Origin of the sequence: Allobosea sp. ASV33 (assembly GCF_016428755.1) — a bacterium.
GTDB lineage: Bacteria > Pseudomonadota > Alphaproteobacteria > Rhizobiales > Beijerinckiaceae > Allobosea.
Genome location: NZ_JAELTI010000003.1, coordinates 1 through 18403, shown reverse-complemented (window position 1 = coordinate 18403; position 18403 = coordinate 1). Strand labels below are relative to the sequence as shown.

23 protein-coding genes are annotated in these 18403 nt (G+C 65.8%); 17 read left to right on the top strand and 6 right to left on the bottom strand.

The window, feature by feature from the left end; genetic code table 11:
* The first annotated feature begins 55 nt into the window (after window positions 1–55).
* From psrA to JHD80_RS01450, 5 genes are all read left to right on the top strand, one after another.
* The gene (gene psrA / locus JHD80_RS01470) at window positions 56–1144 is read left to right on the top strand and encodes an iron-containing alcohol dehydrogenase PsrA (RefSeq protein WP_199084596.1); all 1089 of its coding nucleotides are present in this window, start codon (window positions 56–58) and stop codon (window positions 1142–1144) included.
* Between the two features lie 76 nt (window positions 1145–1220).
* Window positions 1221–2096, top strand: a complete 876-nt coding sequence (gene phnD, locus JHD80_RS01465) for a phosphonate ABC transporter substrate-binding protein (protein ID WP_199084595.1) — start codon at window positions 1221–1223, stop codon at window positions 2094–2096.
* Window positions 2097–2119: 23 nt separating this feature from the next.
* Window positions 2120–2929, top strand: a complete 810-nt coding sequence (phnC, locus tag JHD80_RS01460; RefSeq protein WP_199084594.1) for a phosphonate ABC transporter ATP-binding protein — start codon at window positions 2120–2122, stop codon at window positions 2927–2929.
* 14 nt (window positions 2930–2943) lie between these two features.
* A complete protein-coding gene (phnE, locus tag JHD80_RS01455) occupies window positions 2944–3747 on the top strand; it encodes a phosphonate ABC transporter, permease protein PhnE (protein ID WP_199084593.1) in 804 nt (267 codons plus the stop codon).
* 111 nt (window positions 3748–3858) lie between these two features.
* Window positions 3859–4197: an alkaline phosphatase family protein gene (locus JHD80_RS01450; RefSeq protein WP_199084592.1), complete on the top strand. Its 339-nt coding sequence runs from the start codon at window positions 3859–3861 to the stop codon at window positions 4195–4197.
* Window positions 4198–4251: 54 nt separating this feature from the next.
* Here JHD80_RS01450 and JHD80_RS01445 read toward each other — a convergent pair whose 3' ends face one another.
* On the bottom strand, window positions 4252–5034 hold the full coding sequence (locus tag JHD80_RS01445; protein WP_199084591.1) for a DUF4394 domain-containing protein: 783 nt from the start codon (window positions 5032–5034) through the stop codon (window positions 4252–4254).
* 189 nt (window positions 5035–5223) lie between these two features.
* On the opposite strand from JHD80_RS01445, the gene JHD80_RS01440 reads away from it, so the two are divergent.
* Window positions 5224–5784 carry a sigma-70 family RNA polymerase sigma factor gene (locus JHD80_RS01440; RefSeq protein WP_199084590.1) on the top strand — a complete coding sequence of 187 codons (561 nt, stop codon included), beginning with the start codon at window positions 5224–5226 and terminating at the stop codon, window positions 5782–5784.
* Window positions 5781–6503 carry an anti-sigma factor gene (locus JHD80_RS01435; protein ID WP_199084589.1) on the top strand — a complete coding sequence of 241 codons (723 nt, stop codon included), beginning with the start codon at window positions 5781–5783 and terminating at the stop codon, window positions 6501–6503. The genes JHD80_RS01440 and JHD80_RS01435 overlap by 4 nt, the downstream gene beginning before the upstream one ends.
* A gap of 28 nt (window positions 6504–6531) precedes the next feature.
* Here JHD80_RS01435 and JHD80_RS01430 read toward each other — a convergent pair whose 3' ends face one another.
* The 3 genes from JHD80_RS01430 to JHD80_RS01420 are packed head-to-tail and all read right to left on the bottom strand — an operon-like array spanning window position 6532 to window position 9901.
* On the bottom strand, window positions 6532–7767 hold the full coding sequence (locus JHD80_RS01430) for an SAM-dependent methyltransferase (RefSeq protein ID WP_248311334.1): 1236 nt from the start codon (window positions 7765–7767) through the stop codon (window positions 6532–6534).
* A complete protein-coding gene (locus tag JHD80_RS01425; RefSeq protein ID WP_199084588.1) occupies window positions 7764–8567 on the bottom strand; it encodes a DUF1365 domain-containing protein in 804 nt (267 codons plus the stop codon). The genes JHD80_RS01430 and JHD80_RS01425 overlap by 4 nt, the downstream gene beginning before the upstream one ends.
* Window positions 8564–9901: an NAD(P)/FAD-dependent oxidoreductase gene (locus tag JHD80_RS01420; protein WP_199084587.1), complete on the bottom strand. Its 1338-nt coding sequence runs from the start codon at window positions 9899–9901 to the stop codon at window positions 8564–8566. The genes JHD80_RS01425 and JHD80_RS01420 overlap by 4 nt, the downstream gene beginning before the upstream one ends.
* Before the next feature lie 53 nt (window positions 9902–9954).
* Here JHD80_RS01420 and JHD80_RS01415 point away from each other — a divergent pair, with 53 nt between their 5' ends.
* From JHD80_RS01415 to JHD80_RS01390, 6 genes are all read left to right on the top strand, one after another.
* The gene (locus JHD80_RS01415) at window positions 9955–10650 is read left to right on the top strand and encodes a hypothetical protein (RefSeq protein WP_199084586.1); all 696 of its coding nucleotides are present in this window, start codon (window positions 9955–9957) and stop codon (window positions 10648–10650) included.
* Window positions 10651–10680: 30 nt separating this feature from the next.
* A complete protein-coding gene (locus JHD80_RS01410) occupies window positions 10681–11049 on the top strand; it encodes a DUF2147 domain-containing protein (protein WP_199084585.1) in 369 nt (122 codons plus the stop codon).
* 133 nt (window positions 11050–11182) lie between these two features.
* Window positions 11183–11725, top strand: coding sequence for a sigma-70 family RNA polymerase sigma factor (locus JHD80_RS01405; protein WP_248311333.1), 543 nt, complete (start codon window positions 11183–11185; stop codon window positions 11723–11725).
* Window positions 11722–12345 (top strand): ChrR family anti-sigma-E factor, encoded by a 624-nt coding sequence (locus tag JHD80_RS01400; RefSeq protein ID WP_199084584.1) that lies wholly within the window; start codon window positions 11722–11724, stop codon window positions 12343–12345. The genes JHD80_RS01405 and JHD80_RS01400 overlap by 4 nt, the downstream gene beginning before the upstream one ends.
* Window positions 12342–13145, top strand: a complete 804-nt coding sequence (locus tag JHD80_RS01395; RefSeq protein WP_199084583.1) for a DUF1295 domain-containing protein — start codon at window positions 12342–12344, stop codon at window positions 13143–13145. Before JHD80_RS01400 ends, JHD80_RS01395 begins: the two co-directional genes overlap by 4 nt.
* Complete coding sequence (locus tag JHD80_RS01390; protein ID WP_199084582.1) at window positions 13142–14164, top strand: SAM-dependent methyltransferase; 1023 nt, start codon at window positions 13142–13144, stop codon at window positions 14162–14164. Before JHD80_RS01395 ends, JHD80_RS01390 begins: the two co-directional genes overlap by 4 nt.
* A gap of 19 nt (window positions 14165–14183) precedes the next feature.
* Here JHD80_RS01390 and JHD80_RS01385 read toward each other — a convergent pair whose 3' ends face one another.
* Window positions 14184–14597 carry a DUF2177 family protein gene (locus JHD80_RS01385; RefSeq protein ID WP_199084581.1) on the bottom strand — a complete coding sequence of 138 codons (414 nt, stop codon included), beginning with the start codon at window positions 14595–14597 and terminating at the stop codon, window positions 14184–14186.
* A 145-nt stretch (window positions 14598–14742) separates the two neighbouring features.
* On the opposite strand from JHD80_RS01385, the gene JHD80_RS01380 reads away from it, so the two are divergent.
* The 4 genes from JHD80_RS01380 to JHD80_RS01365 all read left to right on the top strand — a co-directional run bounded on the left by JHD80_RS01380 (window position 14743) and on the right by JHD80_RS01365 (window position 17684).
* Complete coding sequence (locus JHD80_RS01380) at window positions 14743–15594, top strand: alpha/beta hydrolase (protein ID WP_199084679.1); 852 nt, start codon at window positions 14743–14745, stop codon at window positions 15592–15594.
* Between the two features lie 347 nt (window positions 15595–15941).
* Window positions 15942–16151 carry a cold-shock protein gene (locus tag JHD80_RS01375; protein WP_047576572.1) on the top strand — a complete coding sequence of 70 codons (210 nt, stop codon included), beginning with the start codon at window positions 15942–15944 and terminating at the stop codon, window positions 16149–16151.
* A 201-nt stretch (window positions 16152–16352) separates the two neighbouring features.
* Window positions 16353–16586, top strand: a complete 234-nt coding sequence (locus tag JHD80_RS01370) for a hypothetical protein (RefSeq protein WP_199084580.1) — start codon at window positions 16353–16355, stop codon at window positions 16584–16586.
* Between the two features lie 276 nt (window positions 16587–16862).
* Window positions 16863–17684 (top strand): transglutaminase-like domain-containing protein, encoded by an 822-nt coding sequence (locus JHD80_RS01365; protein WP_199084579.1) that lies wholly within the window; start codon window positions 16863–16865, stop codon window positions 17682–17684.
* A gap of 66 nt (window positions 17685–17750) precedes the next feature.
* Here JHD80_RS01365 and JHD80_RS01360 read toward each other — a convergent pair whose 3' ends face one another.
* Window positions 17751–18020 carry a hypothetical protein gene (locus JHD80_RS01360; protein WP_199084578.1) on the bottom strand — a complete coding sequence of 90 codons (270 nt, stop codon included), beginning with the start codon at window positions 18018–18020 and terminating at the stop codon, window positions 17751–17753.
* Window positions 18021–18403: the final 383 nt, after the last annotated feature.

The following is an 18403-nucleotide window of genomic DNA, read 5'->3' as shown; positions in this document are numbered from 1 at the left end:
GCTTCCGACAGCATCCCTTCAAGGCCGGAAAGGCGCATCGCGAGGGATGAACCGCATGAACTGGGCATACTGGAATCCAGTGAAGATCCGCTTCGGATCCGGCCTGCTCGACGAGGTCGCGACGCTGATCGGCAAGCGCCGCTGGGCGCTCGTCACCTACGATCAGCCAGTCTTTCGCGAGCTCTCCGTCCGATTGACGGCGGTTGCAGGCGCACCGGTCGTGTCGATTACCAATATCGAGACCAATCCGGACTGCGCCGATCTCGCCCTGTCATGCCGCCAGTTCGGCGCCGCCGAGCCGGCAGAGGTCATCGTCGCGCTCGGCGGCGGCTCGATGATCGATGCCGCGAAGGTGCTGGCCGCCAGCAACGGCGATTTCGAGACCGTGCGCCGCCATCTCGTCGAGAAGAAGCCGCTCGACGAGGCCGCGATCATCCCGATCATCGCCGTGCCGACGACAGCCGGCACCGGCAGCGAAGTCACCTCCTGGGCGACGGTCTGGGACGCCGCCAATGGCAGCAAATACTCGCTCGCCCATCCCCGGCTCTATCCGGAGACCGCGGTGCTCGACCCGGCGCTGACGGTGGGTGCGCCGCGCGGGTTGACGCTGGCAACCGGGCTCGACGCGCTCTCGCATGCCCTGGAAAGCATCTGGAACGTCAACGGCAACCCGGTCTCGGCGAATTATGCCGTCGAGGCCGCGCGGGAGATCATCGACACCCTGCCCCGCCTGCTGGAGCGTCTCGACGATATCGAGCTCAGGGCCCGGCAGATGCGCGCGAGCCTGCTGGCCGGCATGGCCTTCTCCAACACCAAGACCGCGCTCGCCCATAACATCTCCTACGACATCACGCTGAAGAGCGGCACGATCCACGGCATCGCCTGCTCCTTCTCGCTGCCGATCGTGATGCGCTGGGCCATGGGCGCCCAGCCGCAATGCGACGCCGCGCTGCGCCGCGTCTTCGGCCCGGATCTCGAAGCGGGAGCCGAGCGACTCGGCGCCTTCCTGCACAATCTCGGCGTCTCGACGGATCCCACGGCCTACGGCGTTTCGCCGCTGGAGTGGAACCGCCTCGTCGGCAAGGCACTCGAAGGCGAGCGTGGCCGCAATTTCATCGGACGGCAGGCGGCCATGGCCGCCTGAGAGCAAGCAACGGGCACGACGCCCGCAACGGTTCACCGGCAGATCAAAGATCGCCGGATCATCTTGGGAGGATGACATGACCATCACGCGTCGGACGATTCTGAAGAGCTCGCTGGCCGGGGGCACGCTGCTGGCAATGCCGGCTCTGGTCCAGGCCCAGACAAAACTGATCCGCGTCGGGCTGATCCCGTCCGAGGACTCGCGGGCGATGCTGGAATCGAGCCAGCAACTGCTCGATGCGCTGGAGAAGAACCTCGGCATCAAAGTCCAGGGCTTCGTCGCCTCGGACTATAACGGCGTGATCGAGGCGATGCGCTCGAACCATGTCGACGTCGCCTATCTTGGCCCGTTCTCCTATGTGCTCGGCACCACGGTCGCGGCCATCGAGGCGTTCGCCACGGCCGAGACGGCCAAATCCAGCCGCAGCTACTATCGCAGCCTGATCATCACGCGGAAGGACAGCGGCATCAAGGAGGTCAAGGATCTCAGGGGCCGCACCTTCGCTTTCGTGGACCCCTCCTCGACCTCGGGGCATCTCTTCCCGAAGGCCGGGCTGATGAAGCTGGGCTTCGATCCCGAGAAGGATTTCGGCCGCGTCCTCTTCACCGGCTCGCATGATGCCAACGCGCTTGCCGTCGCCAACAAGCGGGTCGATGCCGCGACGATCGCCGACCGCATCTTCGATGCAGCCGTGCAGAAGAAGCTGGTCGATCCGGCCGACATCCAGGTCGTCTGGCAGTCGGACCCGATCCCGGAATCGCCGACCTGCTGGCGCAAGAACCTGCCGGACGATCTGAAGGCGCAGATCAAGTCCGCCTTCCTGAACATCCGGGACATCACCTGGGCCGACCAGGGCAAGCTCAACCGCTTCGTCGAGACCAACGACCAAGCCTACGACATCATTCGAGAGACGGCGAAGGTGCTGAAGCTCGACCTGACCAAGATGAAGTAGGCACAGGCCGAGGAGGAGGCGACATGATCACGATCGAAGGCCTGAAGAAATCCTATGCCGGCCGCCCGGTCCTGCAGGGCATCGACCTCAGCGTCAAAGCCGGGGAATTTCTCGTCGTGCTCGGCCCCAGCGGCGCCGGCAAGTCCACGCTGCTGCGCTGCATCAACGGGCTGGCGCAGCCCGATGCCGGGCGGACCGTCATCGACGGGACCGTTTTCGACAGCAAGCGCGCGGCGGCCGGCAAGCGGCCGGTCGCGATGATCTTCCAGCACCACAATCTGGTGAAGCGCCTCTCCGTGCTGAAGAATGTCCTCGTCGGACGCATGGCCGGCCTGTCCTCCTTCCTGAGCATGCTGCAGCTCTTCCCGCGGCAGGATGTCGAGATCGCCATGGACTGCCTGGCGCGTGTCGAGCTCGCCCACAAGGCGAACTCGCGGGGCGACCAGCTCTCCGGCGGCGAGCAGCAGCGCGTCGGCATCGCCCGCGCGCTGGCGCAGCAGCCGGCGGTGATCCTCTGCGACGAACCGGTGGCGAGCCTCGACCCCAAGACCTCGCGCATCGTGCTGGGCTACCTCAAGGCGATCTGCAAGGCGGAAGGGATCGCCGTGATCTGCAACCTCCACCAGGTCGACTATGCCGTCGAGTTCGGCGAGCGCATCGTCGGCTTGAGCGGGGGCCGGGTGATCTTCGACGATACGCCGGACCACCTTACCTCCGAGATCGTCCACCAGATCTATCCCGGCCTCGAGGACCCCGGCATCAGCCGCGTGCTCAAGCCCCGCCCGGCGAGCCAACCCGTGCTGGCGCCGATGATCGCCCCCGCAATCGCCTGACGAGGAGCAAGCTCATGTCCTTCGGAACGCTGCAACTCGTCATCCGGCCGCCGCAGAACCGCTTCGGCTGGTGGGGCGTCGGCGCGCTTGCGCTCGCCATCCTCGTCTTCCTGTGGTGGGCGGCGGTCGGCTCCCAGATCAACGCTGGCAACCTCTGGAACGGCATCCCCTATATGTGGGATTTCCTCGTGCGGATGGTGCCGCCCAACCCGGAATTCCTCGAACGGCTGTGGAAACCGGCGCTGGAGAGCCTGCAGGTGGCGGTCTGGGGCACGCTGCTCGGCGTCGTCATCTCCCTGCCGATCTGCTTCTTCGCGGCGCGGAACCTCAGCCCCAGCCCGGCGATCTTCCATGCGACGCGGCAACTCCTGAATTGCCTGCGCGGCATCAACGAGATCATCCTGGCGCTGATCTTCGTCGCCGCCATCGGGCTTGGCCCCTTCGCCGGCGTGCTGGCGCTCGCCATCCACGGCGCCGGCATGCTCGGCAAGTTCTTCGCCGAGGCGATGGAGGATATCGACGAGGGGCCGCTGGAGGCCTTCCGCTCGGCCGGCGTCGGCCCGTTCAAGACCTTCTTCTTCGGTGTGCTGCCGCAGGTCCTGCCGACCTGGCTCGGGACGATCTTCTATCGGCTGGAGACCAATGTCCGGCAATCCACCGTGCTCGGCATGGTCGGCGCCGGCGGCATCGGCTTCGAACTCGTCTCCTCGATGAAGCTGTTCAAGTACCAGGACACCGCGACCTGCATCCTTGTCATCCTCGCGATGGTCCTGGTGGCGGACCTTGTTTCGTCACGCGTCAGGGCGCTGATCCGCTGATCGGCGCCGACACAAGGAGCCCTGAGACGAACGTGCATCCGAAACGGGGCGCTGACGTGGTTGCGAACGGTCGCGAATGCGCTCACCCGCAGCGTCCGGTAGTTGATCTGCATGGACGGCTCGGAGCCGGCCTATATCGAGGCGGCGAGCGCCAAGGGGCTGACGCCGCACCTCGACCGGATCATGCGGACCGGCGCCAGCACCCACGCCTATTCGGTGATCCCGAGCTTCACCAACCCGAACAACCTCTCGATCATCACCGGCCGCCCGCCGGCCTGGCGCGGGATCGCCGGTGACTTCTTCTACGACCGAGAGGCCAAGGAAGAGGTGATGATGAGCGATGCCCGCTTCCTGCGGGCGCCGACCATCCTGGCCGAGTTCCAGAAGGCCGGCTTCAAGGTCGCGATGGTCACCGCCAAGGACAAGCTGCGCACCCTGAACGTTGGATGAGACGGGATCGGGGCGCCCGCCGGGTGGCGAGCGTCCCGATCGCCCAAAGCGAGCCTACATCGCGGGAAGGACCGCGATGTCCCTTGCCGCTTCGCCCAGACCGGCGACCTTACCCATCGCAGTCGCCTTGCCGGTCGCAAGGTCGACCTTATGGAGCGCGCCGTCGGCAAGCAGCCATCCGGTATTGGACCCGTCGGCGGCCGTCTCGATATCGAAGGCGATCGCCTTCGCCGTGATCCCGAGCTTGCCGACCGCGCCGAGGACGCCGTCATTGGGCGGCGCCTGCTTGATCAGGCCGCCGATCTTGCCGTCGATGTCGTAGAGCGCCGTTTCCTTCGTGCCCTTGACCGAGTTCGTGTAAGCGCCGGCCACGATCATGGGGGCCTCGCCCTTGTGCATGTCGGCCTCGGCGAATTTCAGCTTGCCGTCGACCGTGGTCTTGCCGTCATCGACATTGACCCGCAGGTTGGTGCCGTCGGAGCCGATCACGCGGAGCCGGTCGGCGGCCGGGTTGAAATCGACCGTGGCCATGGCGCCGGCAGCGAGCACAGTGTCCATCCTCGACTTCATCGTCGCCTTGCCCGCCTTGTCGATCGTGTAGATCGTGCCGTCGTCGCCAAGCGCGTAGAGCATGCCGTCAGCCGGCCTGACATCGATGCCGGCGATCTTGCCGGCAATACCGGTGACCTTCATCTGCTTGCTGGCCTTCAGGGTCGCGGTATCGACCATGGTGAGCGTGTCGTCGCCGGTCAGGGCTGCCAGCATGGCGGCCTGCGCGGCAAGACCGCTGCCGAGAAACGTGGAAACGACGAGGGCGAAACGGATCGTCTTGGTCATCTTGTCCTCCGGTTTTGTCAGCGCCGCTGGCTGGGTGCCTTGCGGTGGCGCTCATGCCGGATAGAGCTGGAGCAAGGCCTTGGATGCGCTCGAAAAAATAAAGCCGCCGGGGTGCATCCATCGTCACGCAGGCAGCGTATCCTCCCGTCGCGCCGCCCAACCGGGGGCCGCCGAGTTCAGGGATCCCGCATGGCCGTCAATGCCGCGCAATCGCAGGGAGCAGGCATCGAGCAGGCGCTGGCCGCCTGCGCAGGCGGCGATAAAAACGCACTCCGGCGCATCTACGACCAGGAATGCCCGCGTATGATCGGCGTGGCGCAGCGCATGTTGAAGCGCCGCGCCCTGGCGGAGGAAGCGGTGCAGGACAGTTTCATCCTGATCTGGCGGCATGCGGGACGCTTCGATCCGCAACGCGGTTCGGGTCTGACCTGGATCTACGCCATCCTGCGCAATCGCTCGCTCTCGATCCTGCGAGACGAGAAACGCCTGGAGACCGACGAAAGCCCGATTGGCCAGGAGGCCGCGAGCGAGGAGGATGATCCGGAAACCGTGATGGCGAAGCTCTCCGATGCCAAGGCCTTGCGCGGCTGCCTGGAAACCCTGCCCGCTCCGCGGCGCGGGATGGTGCTGCTCGCCTTCGTACAGGGGCTGAGCCATGGCGAGATCGCCGGCAAGCTCGGCATGCCGCTCGGCACGGTTAAATCCTGGATCCGCCGATCTCTGCTCGCACTCAAGGAGTGCCTGGGATGACGCAGGAACCAGATCGCGAGATTGTCGCCGGAGAATATGTGCTGGGTCTGCTCGACGGCGCCGAGAAGGAGGCGTTCGAGAAGCAAGCGGCGAGCGACGCAAAACTCGATGCCGCGGTTGCCCGCTGGCAGGCGCGGCTGGCGCCGATTGATGTCACCGCTCCGCTGATAGAGCCCTCGACAGGGCTCTGGCAGCGCATCGAGAGCGGCCTCGGCCAAGCTCCCGCTCGAAGCCAGGCGACGGCCCCGCAATCCGCGCTCGGCGCGCGGCTCTCGCAATGGTGGGACAGTCTCTGGCTCTGGCGCGGAACCGCTTTGGCCGGCATCGCCGCCGCGCTCCTGCTCGCCGTGGGACTCGTCGCGGCACTCGATCGCGCGCGCCGTCAGCCCGTGATGGTCGCCGTTCTGCTGACCGAGACCAATCTCGCCGCGGCGGTGGTGAACACCTTTGCCGATGGGCGCGTCGAATTGCTGCCGCTTCAGGATATCGCCGTGCCGCAGGGCCGCGCGCTGGAAATCTGGACGCTATGGGATCGTGCCACCGGGCCGCGCTCGGTCGGCCTGATCGACAGGGCCCGGGCCGTGCCGCTGCGCTTGGACAACCTGCCGCTCGGGGCCGATCAGCTCTTCGAGATCACGGTGGAACCCGCTGCCGGATCTCCGACCGGACGCCCGACCGGCCCGATCGTCGCCAAGGGACTGACTGCGCGACGGCTTTAAATGGTTGAGTTGGAAATCGCCGCGCCCGTCAGCGGCCTTCCAGAGCGAGCAGGTTGACGTCGATCGTCCGGGCGCGGAAGCCGGCTTCGCAGTAGCAGAGGTAGAACTCCCAGAGCCGGCGGAACGGCTCGTCGAACCCCAACGGCGCGATCTCGGCCCAGCTTTCCAGAAAGCGCCGGCGCCACTCCTTCAGGGTCAGGGCGTAGCTGCCCCCGAAGTCGAGCTGCTCGACCACAGCGAGAGCAGCAGCCTCGGCACTGTTCTTCAGCACCGGGACCGACGGCAGGCTACCTCCGGGGAAAATGTAGCGCTGGATGAAATCGGTGCCCTGCTGGTAACTCTCGAACAACGCATCGTCGATCGTGATCGCCTGCAGGACGACGCGACCGCCCGGCTTCAATGAGCGGTTCAGGGTATCGAAGTAGGACGGCCAGTAGGCGCGGCCGACCGCCTCGATCATTTCGATCGAAACGATGCGGTCGAACTGCCCGGCGATGTCTCGATAGTCTCTGAGCTCGATGGTGACGCGCTCGGACAGGCCCGCGTCGGCAATGCGCTTTCGTGCGGCTTCGAGCTGCGCCGGCGACAGGGTGATCGCGGTCACGCGGCAGCCCTCGCGGGCCAGCCGCTCCGCCAGTGCACCCCAGCCGCAACCGATTTCCAGGACATGCTCGCCGCCCGAAAGGTCGAGCATGGCGACGATCCGATCGAGCCGGCGCTGCTGCGCGGCCTCGAGCGTCTCTGTCGGCGTCTCGTAGAGCGCCGATGAATACATCATGCTGGAATCGAGCCAGCGGCCGTAGAATTCATTGCCGAGATCGTAATGCGCCGTGATGTTGCGGCGGCTGCCGCGGCGCGTATTGGCGTTCAGAACGTGGCGCAGGCGGTTGAGCAGCCGCGCCGGCCAGGCGCCCGAAACCAGGCCGCGCAGCGTCGCGTCGTTGCGCGCGCCGAGCTCGATCAAGGCCGTGAGGTCCGGCGTGTGAAGGTCGCCGTCGCGATAAGCTTCGGCCAGGCCGATATCGCCGTCGAGCAGAAGGCGGCGTATCGAGCGCCAGTTGTTCAGGATCATCGTCGCCTGCGGCCCCGGCAGGCCGGGCGCGCTGCAGAGCCGTTCGCCATCCGGCGTGAAGATCGTCAGGTGGCCGATGGCGATCCGGGAGAGCACGCGGCGCAGGAACCAGCGCGACAGGCCGATACCACCTGGCAAGGCGAGCCCCTCTTCGGGCATGCTGAAATGCTGTTCCGCGTCTGGACGGCTCATGGCTTCATCGGTCCTTTCGCATGGGCTGTCACGGCTCTGCAAAGACTGAAGGGGCGTTCGGGCGCCGCCGGATGGGGCCGCCAGGAAATCCGCTTCGCCAGCAGGCGCACGGCGTGCCAGTGGATGGCCGCGGTGACCTTCAGCGTGAGCAGCGGATGGGTTGCGAGCAGCCGCAGGAGGGCCGCATCGCTCAGTTCCGTGCGCTTGCCGCTCAACACGGCGGTGATCAGGCGTCCCTCAGTGTCGCTGCCCTCGATGGCGACGGAGACGCGCTCTCCCGGCGCGGTGACGGTGAAGGCGTAGCGCATGTCGAGGTTCATGAACGGCGAGACGTGGAAGACCTTGTCGGCCTCCTGCCTCAGTGCGCCTTCCGAGATATCGGCAGGCGCCACATAGCTATGGATCTCGCCGAAGGTGTTGTGCACCTCGTAGACGGTCGCGCAAAGGCTGCCGTCGCGGCGGTAGCAGAAATACGTGCTGAGCGGGTTGAACGCGTAGCCCAGGATGCGCGGCATGGTCAGCAGGCGGATGGGGCCGCCGTCATGCGCGATCCCGGCCTTGGCCAGGGTTTCCTCGATCTGGGGCCGCAGGGGCCGCCCGCTGCGATCGCCATAATCTGCGTCGCGAAAAGCGTAGAGATTGAAGCGGTTGCGCGAGAAGAAGCGGAGCTTCGCCGACAACCCATCGATCTCGTCGAGATCGAGCAGCGTCCAGAACACCCGATAGGCCAGCGCATGCGGCCGGGGCCGGAACCGATGGTGCCTGACAAGGCCGACATAGAGGGCGGATTGCAAGGTCATGCGGCCTGCTCCAGCCGGGGCAGGATCGGAATGCGACCGGATTCGTTGGGGACGTTCCAGGGCCGGCGGACGCCGCCGAGCGCCTCGGCGACGGCAAGCCCCGCCTGCAGGCCATCCTCGTGGAAGCCCGATCCGAAATAGGCGCCGCAGAACCAGCTTCGACGCGTGCCCTGCAGGGACCAGAGCCGTTCCTGCGCGTCGAGAGCTGCGGCATCGAACAGCGGATGCTCGTAGATCTCCTCGTGGAAGATGGTCTCTTCGCGCAGCGTATCCGGCGGATTGAGCGTGACGAAGAAGGGCTGAGCCTCCGGCAGCCCCTGGAGCCGGTTCATCCAGTAGGTGACAGCGCAGGCAGAATCCGGCTGCGTGCGCTGACCGATATGGTTCCAGCTTGCCCAGGCGCGGCGGCGCTTCGGCATCAACGTTTCGTCGCCATGCAGGACGGCGCGGTTGCGGCTGTAGCGGAAGGCGCCCAGCGCGTGGGCTTCCGTCGGGCTGGAATCGGCGAGCATGGCGAGCGTCTGGTCGGCATGTGTCGCGAAGACGACCTGGTCGAAGGTTTCTGCCCAGCCATCGCCCGTCAGGATGACATCGTTTGCCCCACGTCGCACCTGACGCACCGGCGTGCCGGCCCTGACTTCACCCGAAAAGCCAGCGCGTAGCTGCTCGACATAGACGCTGCTGCCGCCTGTGACGGTGCGCCAGACCGGCCGGTCGGTGAGCTGGAGGAGCCCGTGATTGTGATGGAAGCGCAGGAAGGCGGCGGCCGGATAGGACAGGATCTCCGAGCAGGGAGCCGACCAGATAGCTGCCGCCATCGGCAGGAGATGATCATCCCGGAAAGCGGCGCCGTAGCGTCCGGCCGCGAGATAGTCGCCCAGCGAGATGCCGGCCAAGCCGCCCGCCAGCGCGTCCTTCGATGCACTCCGGTAGAAGCGGGTGATGTCCTGCAGCATGGCCCAGAACCGCGGGCGCACGAGATTGCTGCGCTGTGCGAACAGCCCTGCGACGCTGGTGCCGCTATATTCAAGCCGCCCGCCATCGAGCGATACGGCGAAGGACATCTCGGTCGGCTGGGTGGCGACGCGCAAATGATCCATCAGCGCGATGAAGTTCGGGTATGTCGCCTCGTTGTAGACGATGAAGCCGGTATCGACCGCCGTCTCGCCGCCAGCCCCCGTGACGCGAACCGTGTTGGCGTGACCGCCGAGGCGGGGCGCGGCCTCGAACAGCACCACGTCATGCGCCTGCCCGAGCAGCCACGCCGCCGAGAGACCGGATATGCCGGCACCGATCACGGCGATCCGCATCGCCTTGCCCTGTGCCCGTTCCATCGTCGCTGCTTCATTGATCATGACGGGTATACGCGGCTGGGGCCGGACTGGATTTGCCGCCGCGCGAGCAAAAGCACGCCGGCCGAGTGACCCGCCGCAGCGCTTCCTGCGTAAACGAAGACAGGCCGGGACTTTCCGCGAGGGCGACGATGCCGATGAGCCGAATGAAGCGGGTGTTTGCAGCGATCGGCGCCTACGCGGCGCATACCGATCCGCGGGCCGCGATCGCCAACACCGTCGCGCTGGTGATCGTCTCGAACCAGCCCTTCTATCCGCTCTATCTATACTGGGCGGTCTCGCCCGTCGTAACGCCGTCCTATCTCACCTTCCTGTCGACGCCTTTCTTCGCGGCGGTGCCGGCCGTCATGCGGCGCAGCGCCGTGCTCGGGCGATCTCTGCTTCTTGTCGCCGGCATCGGCAATACCTTGCTCTGCCGGGCCGCCTTTGGCCCGGGCTCGGGGGTCGAGGTCTTCCTGTTTCCTTGCCTCATGCTGGCGATGATGCTGTTTCGCCGTTCGGAACGCGCCGTCGCGCTCGGTTTCGCGGCACTGGCCTTCGCCGCCTATCTGCTGCCGGCCGCCATCCTGGGGGCGCCGATACATCTCTACGGGCCCGACGAATACGCAGCCTTGCAGCGCCTGAATTTTCTGAGCGCTGCATCCCTGACCGCCCTGATCGGATGGCTGTTCGTCGGGCGTCCGGACACAAATTCGCGCGCCGATGAAACTGACGGCGCTGCCGGAGCGTAGACGAAACGCATCCGCCGAAAGGACTTCATCATGACGCGCCTTCCGCTTGTCCTCGCCCTCATCGCTTTTTCGGCCCATAGCGCCGCCGCCAACGATCTCGACGGAACGTGGTTGCGCGACGACGGCAACGCCCGCGTCCGGATCGCGCCCTGCGGCGACAAGATCTGCGCCACCAATCTCTGGATCGGCGACACCAGCACGGGCGAGGCGGCCGGCGACAAGCTCGTCATGACGCTGGCCCGCCAGCCCGACGGTACGTTTTCCGGCAGCGCCTACGACGCGAAGCGCGACTGGACCTATTCGATGACGATCACCGCCAAACCCGGCGCTCTCACCACCCGCGGCTGCATCGCGGCGAAACTGATCTGCCGCGACGTGAACTGGAAGGCCGTGGAGTGATGGCGCCCGCTCTCGCCCAAGTGATCCAGTGCGGAGCCGGCCGCGTATCTCGTATATGGTTCCCGCACTCGCCCTGACCGTCGACGGCATGCGCAACGCGGGAGCTGTCGCGCAAGGAGTTCGGTTTATCGTCTTGTTCGACCCCAACAGTCTGATTGCCGCCATCGCGCGCTCGGGCGACCGGGCGGCCTTTGCCGAATTGTTCGACCATTTCGCGCCACGCGTGAAGGGATTGCTGATGCGCGGCGGCGCCCCGGCCGAGTTGGCCGAGGAGGTCGCGCAGGAAACGCTCCTGGCCGTCTGGCGGAAGGCAGCCCTGTTCGATCCGGCGAAGGCCAGCGCCTCGACCTGGATCGCAACGATCGCGCGCAACCTGCGCATCGACATTGCCCGACGCGAGACCCGGTCGCGGCTGTCGCAAGTTTACGAGATCCTGGATGAAGAAGCCCCTGAACAACCCGATGCGATGCTCTCCGGCGCCGAACGCGATGCGCGCGTGCGAGCCGCGATGACCCACCTTTCACCCGACCAGTACCGCGTGGTCGAACTCGCCTTCATCGAAGGCTTCAGCCACCAAGATGTCGCCGATCGCCTCGCGATCCCGTTGGGCACGGTGAAATCCCGCCTGCGCCTGGCCCTGTCGCATCTGCGCGGCCGGCTGGAGGATCTGCGATGAGCATGTCGCATCGCCCGTCCGACGAGACGCTTGCCGCCTTCGCAGCGGGCCAGCTCGACGAAGGCCTCGCGGTCGTCGTCGCCTGCCATATCGAGGCGGACCAGGAGAGCCGCGGCCGCCTCCGCGAGCTCCAGGCCGTGCAAGGCGCGCTGCTGGATGCGGCCGAGCCCGTCGCAATGGCTTCCGGCCCGAGTACTGCAGCCACTGCAGCACGACCCGAGGCAGCGTCGGTTGCGACCGCCCCGATGTCCGAGGGGATGCCGAAGGTGCTGCGCCCCTATGGCCTCGGTCCGTGGCGCCCCATCGGTATCCGCATCGCCATGCGACGCGTCGAGGTTCCCGGAGCAGATGCGCGCGTCTTCATGCTGCGCGCCGGGCCCGGAATCTCCCTGCCGCACCACAAGCATACCGGGTTCGAATGGACCACGATCCTCGCCGGCGCCTATGAGCACGAATATGGGCGCTACGCAGCCGGCGATTTCGACGAGGCCGATGCCGAGCATGACCATACGCCGCGGGTCGATCCCGTCGAGGGCTGTACTTGCATCGTCGCGATGACCGGGAGCGTGCAGTTGCAGGGCTGGCTCGGCCGGCTGCTGCAACCGCTGGTGCGGTTTTGACGATCGCGTCCTTCGCAGCGGCTCTGGTCTTCGTGGCCATGGCCATGTCGGCCTTCATGGCCCTGGGGACGTTGATCGAGCGGCGCACCGGCAATTCCGGCTGGATCGACGTGGTCTGGACTTTCGGATTGGGGCTGACGGGGGTTGCCGGCGCCTTGCTGCCTTTCGGGGCTGGGCCGATGCCACGACGCCTCGTCGTGGCCGGGCTCGCATTGGCCTGGGCGCTTCGGCTCGGCCTGCACATCGCGCGACGGACCGCCGGCATCACCGAAGATCCTCGCTACGCGAAGCTGAAGCGGGACTGGGGCAGCGCCGCGCCGCAGCAACTGGCCCGGCTGCTGCAGATGCAGGCGCTGGTCAGCATACCCCTGGGATTGGGGATCGTCCTGGCGGCACATAGCCCCGCGCCGGCGCTGGGTTGGCAGGATCTTGCCGGTATCGCCGTATTCGTCGCCGGCCTTGCAGGAGGCGCCATCGCCGATGGGCAATTGCGGGCCTTCGCACGCTCGGGAGCGGGCGGCGTCTGCGACTCCGGCCTGTGGCGCTGGTCGCGGCATCCGAACTACTTCTTCGAGTGCCTGCTCTGGTGCTGCTATCCCGTGATCGCGCTCGACGCCGGCTACCCCTGGGGTTGGCTCGCCCTGCTGGCACCGGCCTGCATCACGCTGCTGCTCACCCGCATCTCCGGCATTCCGCCCCTGGAAGAGCACATGCTCGCCAAGCACGGCGAGGCCTATCGGGCGTACCAGAATCGAACCAGCGCCCTGATCCCGCTGCCGCCGAAAGGAGCGACGTCATGACGATCATGCAGAAGCTTTCGACCTGGGGCGAAGGGCTGCCCGTTCCCGATGCCGTCAGCCGCATGGTGATCGCGTCGCTGGTCGGGCGCACGGCCCGGTCGCTGGCCGCGCAGTCGGCCGATGCCGCGGCCTTCGCTCGTGACATGGCGGACTTCCCGATCGCCGTTCATACCGATGCGGCCAATGCCCAGCATTACGAGGTGCCGGCCGCCTTCTTCGATCAGGTGCTCGGCCCGCGGCGCAAGTATTCCTCCTGCTATTACGCGGATCCCGGCGACACGCTGGCCGCGGCGGAAGACAAGGCGCTGGAGCTGACCGCGGAGCATGCCGATCTTGCCGATGGGCAGGACATCCTCGAACTCGGCTGCGGCTGGGGTTCGCTCTCGCTATGGATGGCGGAGCGCTATCCGCAGGCACGGATCGTATCGGTTTCCAACTCGGCGTCGCAACGCGCCTATATCGAAGAGCAGGCGCAACGCCGTCATCTCGGCAATCTCCGCGTCGTCACCGCCGACATGAACGCGTTCGGGACGGAGGAGCGTTTCGATCGCGTCGTCTCCGTCGAAATGTTCGAGCACATGGCGAACTGGCGCGAACTGCTCGGGCGGGTTCGTGGCTGGCTAAAGCCGGACGGCCGGCTCTTCATCCATGTCTTCGCCCACCGGCAGGGCTGCTACCGTTTCGATGCGGGCGATACGGGCGACTGGATCGCGCAGCATTTCTTCACCGGCGGCCTGATGCCGAGTGCGACGCTCGCTCACCAATTCCCCGATCTCTTCACGGTGGAGGACGAGTGGCGCTGGAGCGGCGAGCACTACCGCGCCACGGCCGAGGACTGGCTGGCGAATTTCGATCGCAATCTCGCGACGATCGATCCGATCCTGCGCGAGACCTATGGTGCGGATGCGCCGCTCTGGCGCCGGCGCTGGCGGCTGTTCTTCCTGGCGACAAGCGGACTGTTCGGCCATGCCGGTGGCGACGCCTGGGGCGTCCATCACTACAGGTTGCGCGCGGCCTGACCGATTGGCCGGGCTGGGACTAGACCCAGCCCCAGCCGACAAGGCGCCGGACAACGATAAAGGCGACCCATGTGCACAGGCCGACGACGACCGTGCCATAGACGAGGTCGACGAGCGTGATCGTCAGCGTCCAGGGCCGCAGCGTGGCGTAGTTGGTCAGGTCATAGGTCGCATAGGCCAGCAGGCCGATGAGCGCGCCATTCAGCAAGGCGGCGCTCGCACTGCCGTCGCGCAGCGCGGGCATCAGCGCGAAATAGACGACCCCGAGCGGAAAGCCGAAATAGAACAGCGCCGCCGGCCAATAGCGCACCTGCTCCACGATCAGATCGCCAAGCGCGGGCCGGTAGAGCCTCGTTGTCATCGTGCCCAGCCAGATGGCGTCGCAGATGCCGAAGGCGATGAGGAAGGCGACGTAACCGGCAACGAAGCGCATGGCGATCTCCCTGGTCTAGAGCGGGAGATACGCCGAGCGGGCTGACATGGTTCAGTTCCGCTTGCGATCCTGCCCCATCGCCGTGGAAATCCGTTCCGGCGGGCCGAGCGTATAGAAGGCGATACCTCCTCGAACGCAGGTGACCATGACGATCCGGATTATCCGACGCACCATCCTGCCGTTGCTTGCCGGACTCGCCTTGCCTGCCTGCGCAGCCCTGCGCCCCGGCGGCCTGACCGAAGGCGCGCGCGATGTGGCCTATGGTCCCCATCCCCGGCAGCGCATGGACATCTACGTGCCTCGGGGCCGCGGAGACGCGCCGAAGCCGGTGGTATTCTTCATCTATGGCGGGTCCTGGGCCAACGGCGCCAAAGAAACCTATTCCTTCGTGGGCGACGCGCTTGCCGCTCGCGGCTTCGTCACGGTGATCGCGGATTACCGCCTGGTTCCGGAGGTCCGCTTCCCGGTCTTCATTGAGGACGGCGCGCTCGCGCTGCGTTTCGTGCGAGACAACATTGCCCGCTTCGGCGGCGCCCCGGAGGCGATCCACCTGATGGGGCACTCGGCGGGCGCCTACAACGCGATGATGCTGACACTGGACAAGCGATATCTCGCCGCCGTGGGCATGCGCGCCGGCGATATCCGGTCCATTGTCGGCCTCTCCGGCCCCTACGACTTTCTCCCGTTCGATATCGACGTGACGAAGGAGGCGTTCGGAAACGCGCGCGACCCCGCCCGGACGCAGCCGATCAACTTTGCCAGGCGCGACGCACCGCCGGTCTTTCTGGCCACGGGATCGGAGGACACGACGGTGCTTCCGCGCAACAGCGAACGCATGGCGCTGGCGCTCCGAAAAGCGGGCGCGCGATCGGTCTCGCTGAAGATCTATCAGGGGCTCGGCCATGCCGGCACGGCCACGGCGCTGTCCCGGCTTCTGCAATGGCAAGCGCCGGTGCTCGACGACGTCGTCACGTTTCTTCGGAACAGCGCGACATAGGCCGCCTGCCTGATCGCACGCAATGTATGGACGGCTCTCCGTCGGCGAGGAGTTTCGGGCGCTTGTGGCGCCGCATGCGTCGTCGTGATGAGCCCCTGCCCGGCTCTGCACGGAACGATCTCCGGAAAAGATAAAAATCGGTAATCTCGTATCTCGCGTTTTCCGCGAAAGAATTTTCTTGTGTTTTCGAAAGATATCATCTAGATCTAACTGCATCGAGATTGCTTGGTTGGTTTTTGTTTTACCGCGCTCCGAGCGCGGCATCGATGATCCCCCCTTCAAAATCGTTCTGAACTCTCCCGACATCCTGTCGGGGAGCGACAGAGTTTGCCAAAAGGAGGGTTTTCATGACCACCGGCACCGTGAAATGGTTCAATTCCACCAAGGGCTTCGGCTTCATCCAGCCCGACGATGGCGGCCAGGACGTGTTCGTCCATGTCTCCGCCGTTGAGCGTGCTGGCATGCGGGATCTCCGCGAGGGCCAGAAGATCGGGTTTGAGGTCGCTCGCGACAACAAGTCCGGCAAGATGGCGGCGGAGCAGCTCCAGGCTGCGTGATCAGGCAATGTGTCATCGGCGACCACGGATGTACTGGCGCCTTGACCATAGCCATCGGAAAGGCCGGGCTCATGCTCGGCCTTTTTTGCTTTTGAGGTCGCCGACGCTCGGCGACCCCGGCCGGGCCGACACGATGCGGCCAACAGGGCGCACATAGCTTCTGCTCGCGCCAGTGCTCGATAACAACGCAAGGAGAACGACATGCTTCAACAATCCAAGCAGCGTATGGCTGCCGACAATCAATTCCTCAAGCTGCAGACCAAATCGCTGTCGAGAGGTCGAATGACTTCGGAGATGGAGAGCATTATCCAGCAGCGCGCCGAGAACACGGCCCGCTTGCGCGATCTTCGGCTCGCCAAGGAGGCGCAAGATCAGGCCCTGGCTCTCGCATCACCGCCGCCGCCCAAAAAGAAGCGCGCGAAGGCCAAAGGCTGACGTCGATACGCGTCTCGAGATCGGATTGCCGGAACGGGGCCTATCGCCGGCCATCTAGTCTTGCCCATCGAGCCAGCTCCTCGACGGCTGGCTAGAATTTCTGCCGGCGCCGGCGCCAGGCGGATTCGCAATCGGGCGCCGTCACGCGCAACGATGAGTGGATGAGCGCGGTGCGTCCGCACTGCGCATTCCTGTCTAAAATCTCACCATAACTCGCCGGAACCCGGCTCGGCGGCCGCGTGTTGCGCTCTCACCCATTCAGGTGAGAAGGCATTCATGGACATTCGCGTCGGCTACCGCATCGAGATCGGCGCAATCCAGGCCGTCCCGGGCATCCTGCTCCTTGATCCGCATCCGGGCCGACAGGCTGATTTCGTGAGCGAGCCAAATCCGCGGGCCGTCTCGATCGCCGGCGGAGCCGAGGTGCCCGTGGAGGCGTATACGGACGGCTTCGGCAATCTCTGCCGCCGGCTCGTCATTCCCGCGGGCGGCGCGATCTTCACCAACGACCTGGTGGTGCGCGATTCCGGGATGCCCGATCAGTTCGACCAGACGGCTGCGGAGATATGGCCCGCCGATCTGCCTCCTGACGTGATCGAATACATGCTGCCGAGCCGCTATTGCGAGGTCGACGAGCTGTCGGCCACGGCCTGGAATCTGTTCGGGAGTTTCGCGCCGGGCTGGAACAGGGTTCAGCAGATCTGCAATTACGTGAACGCGCAGATTCGCTTCGACTATCAATGCGCGCGCAGCACGAGAACAGCCGCCCAGGCGATGAGCGAGCGCGTCGGCGTCTGCCGCGACTTCACGCATCTGGCCATCGCATTGTGCCGGGCGATGAACATTCCGGCGCGTTACTGCAACGGCTTCCTCGGCGATATCGGGGTTCCCCCCGATCCTGCGCCCATGGACTACAACGCCTGGTTCGAGGCTTATCTCGGCGGGACGTGGTGGACTTTCGATGCGCGCCACAACATGCCGCGCATCGGTCGCATCCTCGTGGCGCGAGGGCGCGACGCAGCCGACATCCCGATGGTCCATACCTTCGGCCCGCATGTGCTGAACCGCTTCGAGGTGATCACCGAAGAGGTCGCCTAGGGGCATGACCGACCTGGCGAAGGGGCGCTCCCGCGGCTTCGCTCATGCCTCCGGTTGCGGCATTTCTCACGTCTTGCTGGGTATGCGGTTCAGGGCATCGGTGATCGGATTGTGGCCGCTTTGTCGGCGCCCGAACGAACTGGCCTTCCCGGGCCGCGCGATCTGACCTTCGCCTATGACGCGTTCGCGGTCATCGCTCCCCTTGACGCGATACTGGGGCTCGCCGTTCATGCGCGTGGGCAGAAGCCGGGTCACGGCATAGGTGCCGGTGGCGCCCTGATCGTAAAAGCCGAATGCGAGGCTGACTCGGTCCCCGACCTTGAAGTGATGCGACATATCTCGCTCCTTGGTTCGATGCCCTCTGGAGCCGAGAGCGAGCTTAAGATCCTTCTGACGCGCCGATGCAAGGCCTCGCCGAGTGCGGCAATGGTCGTGCGACAAGCGCCATACCGGTCCGTCCGGTCGGTCACGGCGAGCTAAGCCGCTGCATCCTCATCGCAATGGAGGAGGACCTTGCCGTAAATCGCGCCGGGCTCGGCCTGCGCTGTTTTCGATCATCCACTGCCCACGGGAACGTCCATGCCTTCGCGCAGGATCAGACTGCCTGGCCGGGTTCCGCGATGGCCTCGATCGTGATTGCCGCCGAAATGCTCCGTCGGCCGGAAAGCGCGCAAAGGCAGCATTGCTCACATCGAGCGCCTTATTCGGGCAGATAGCAA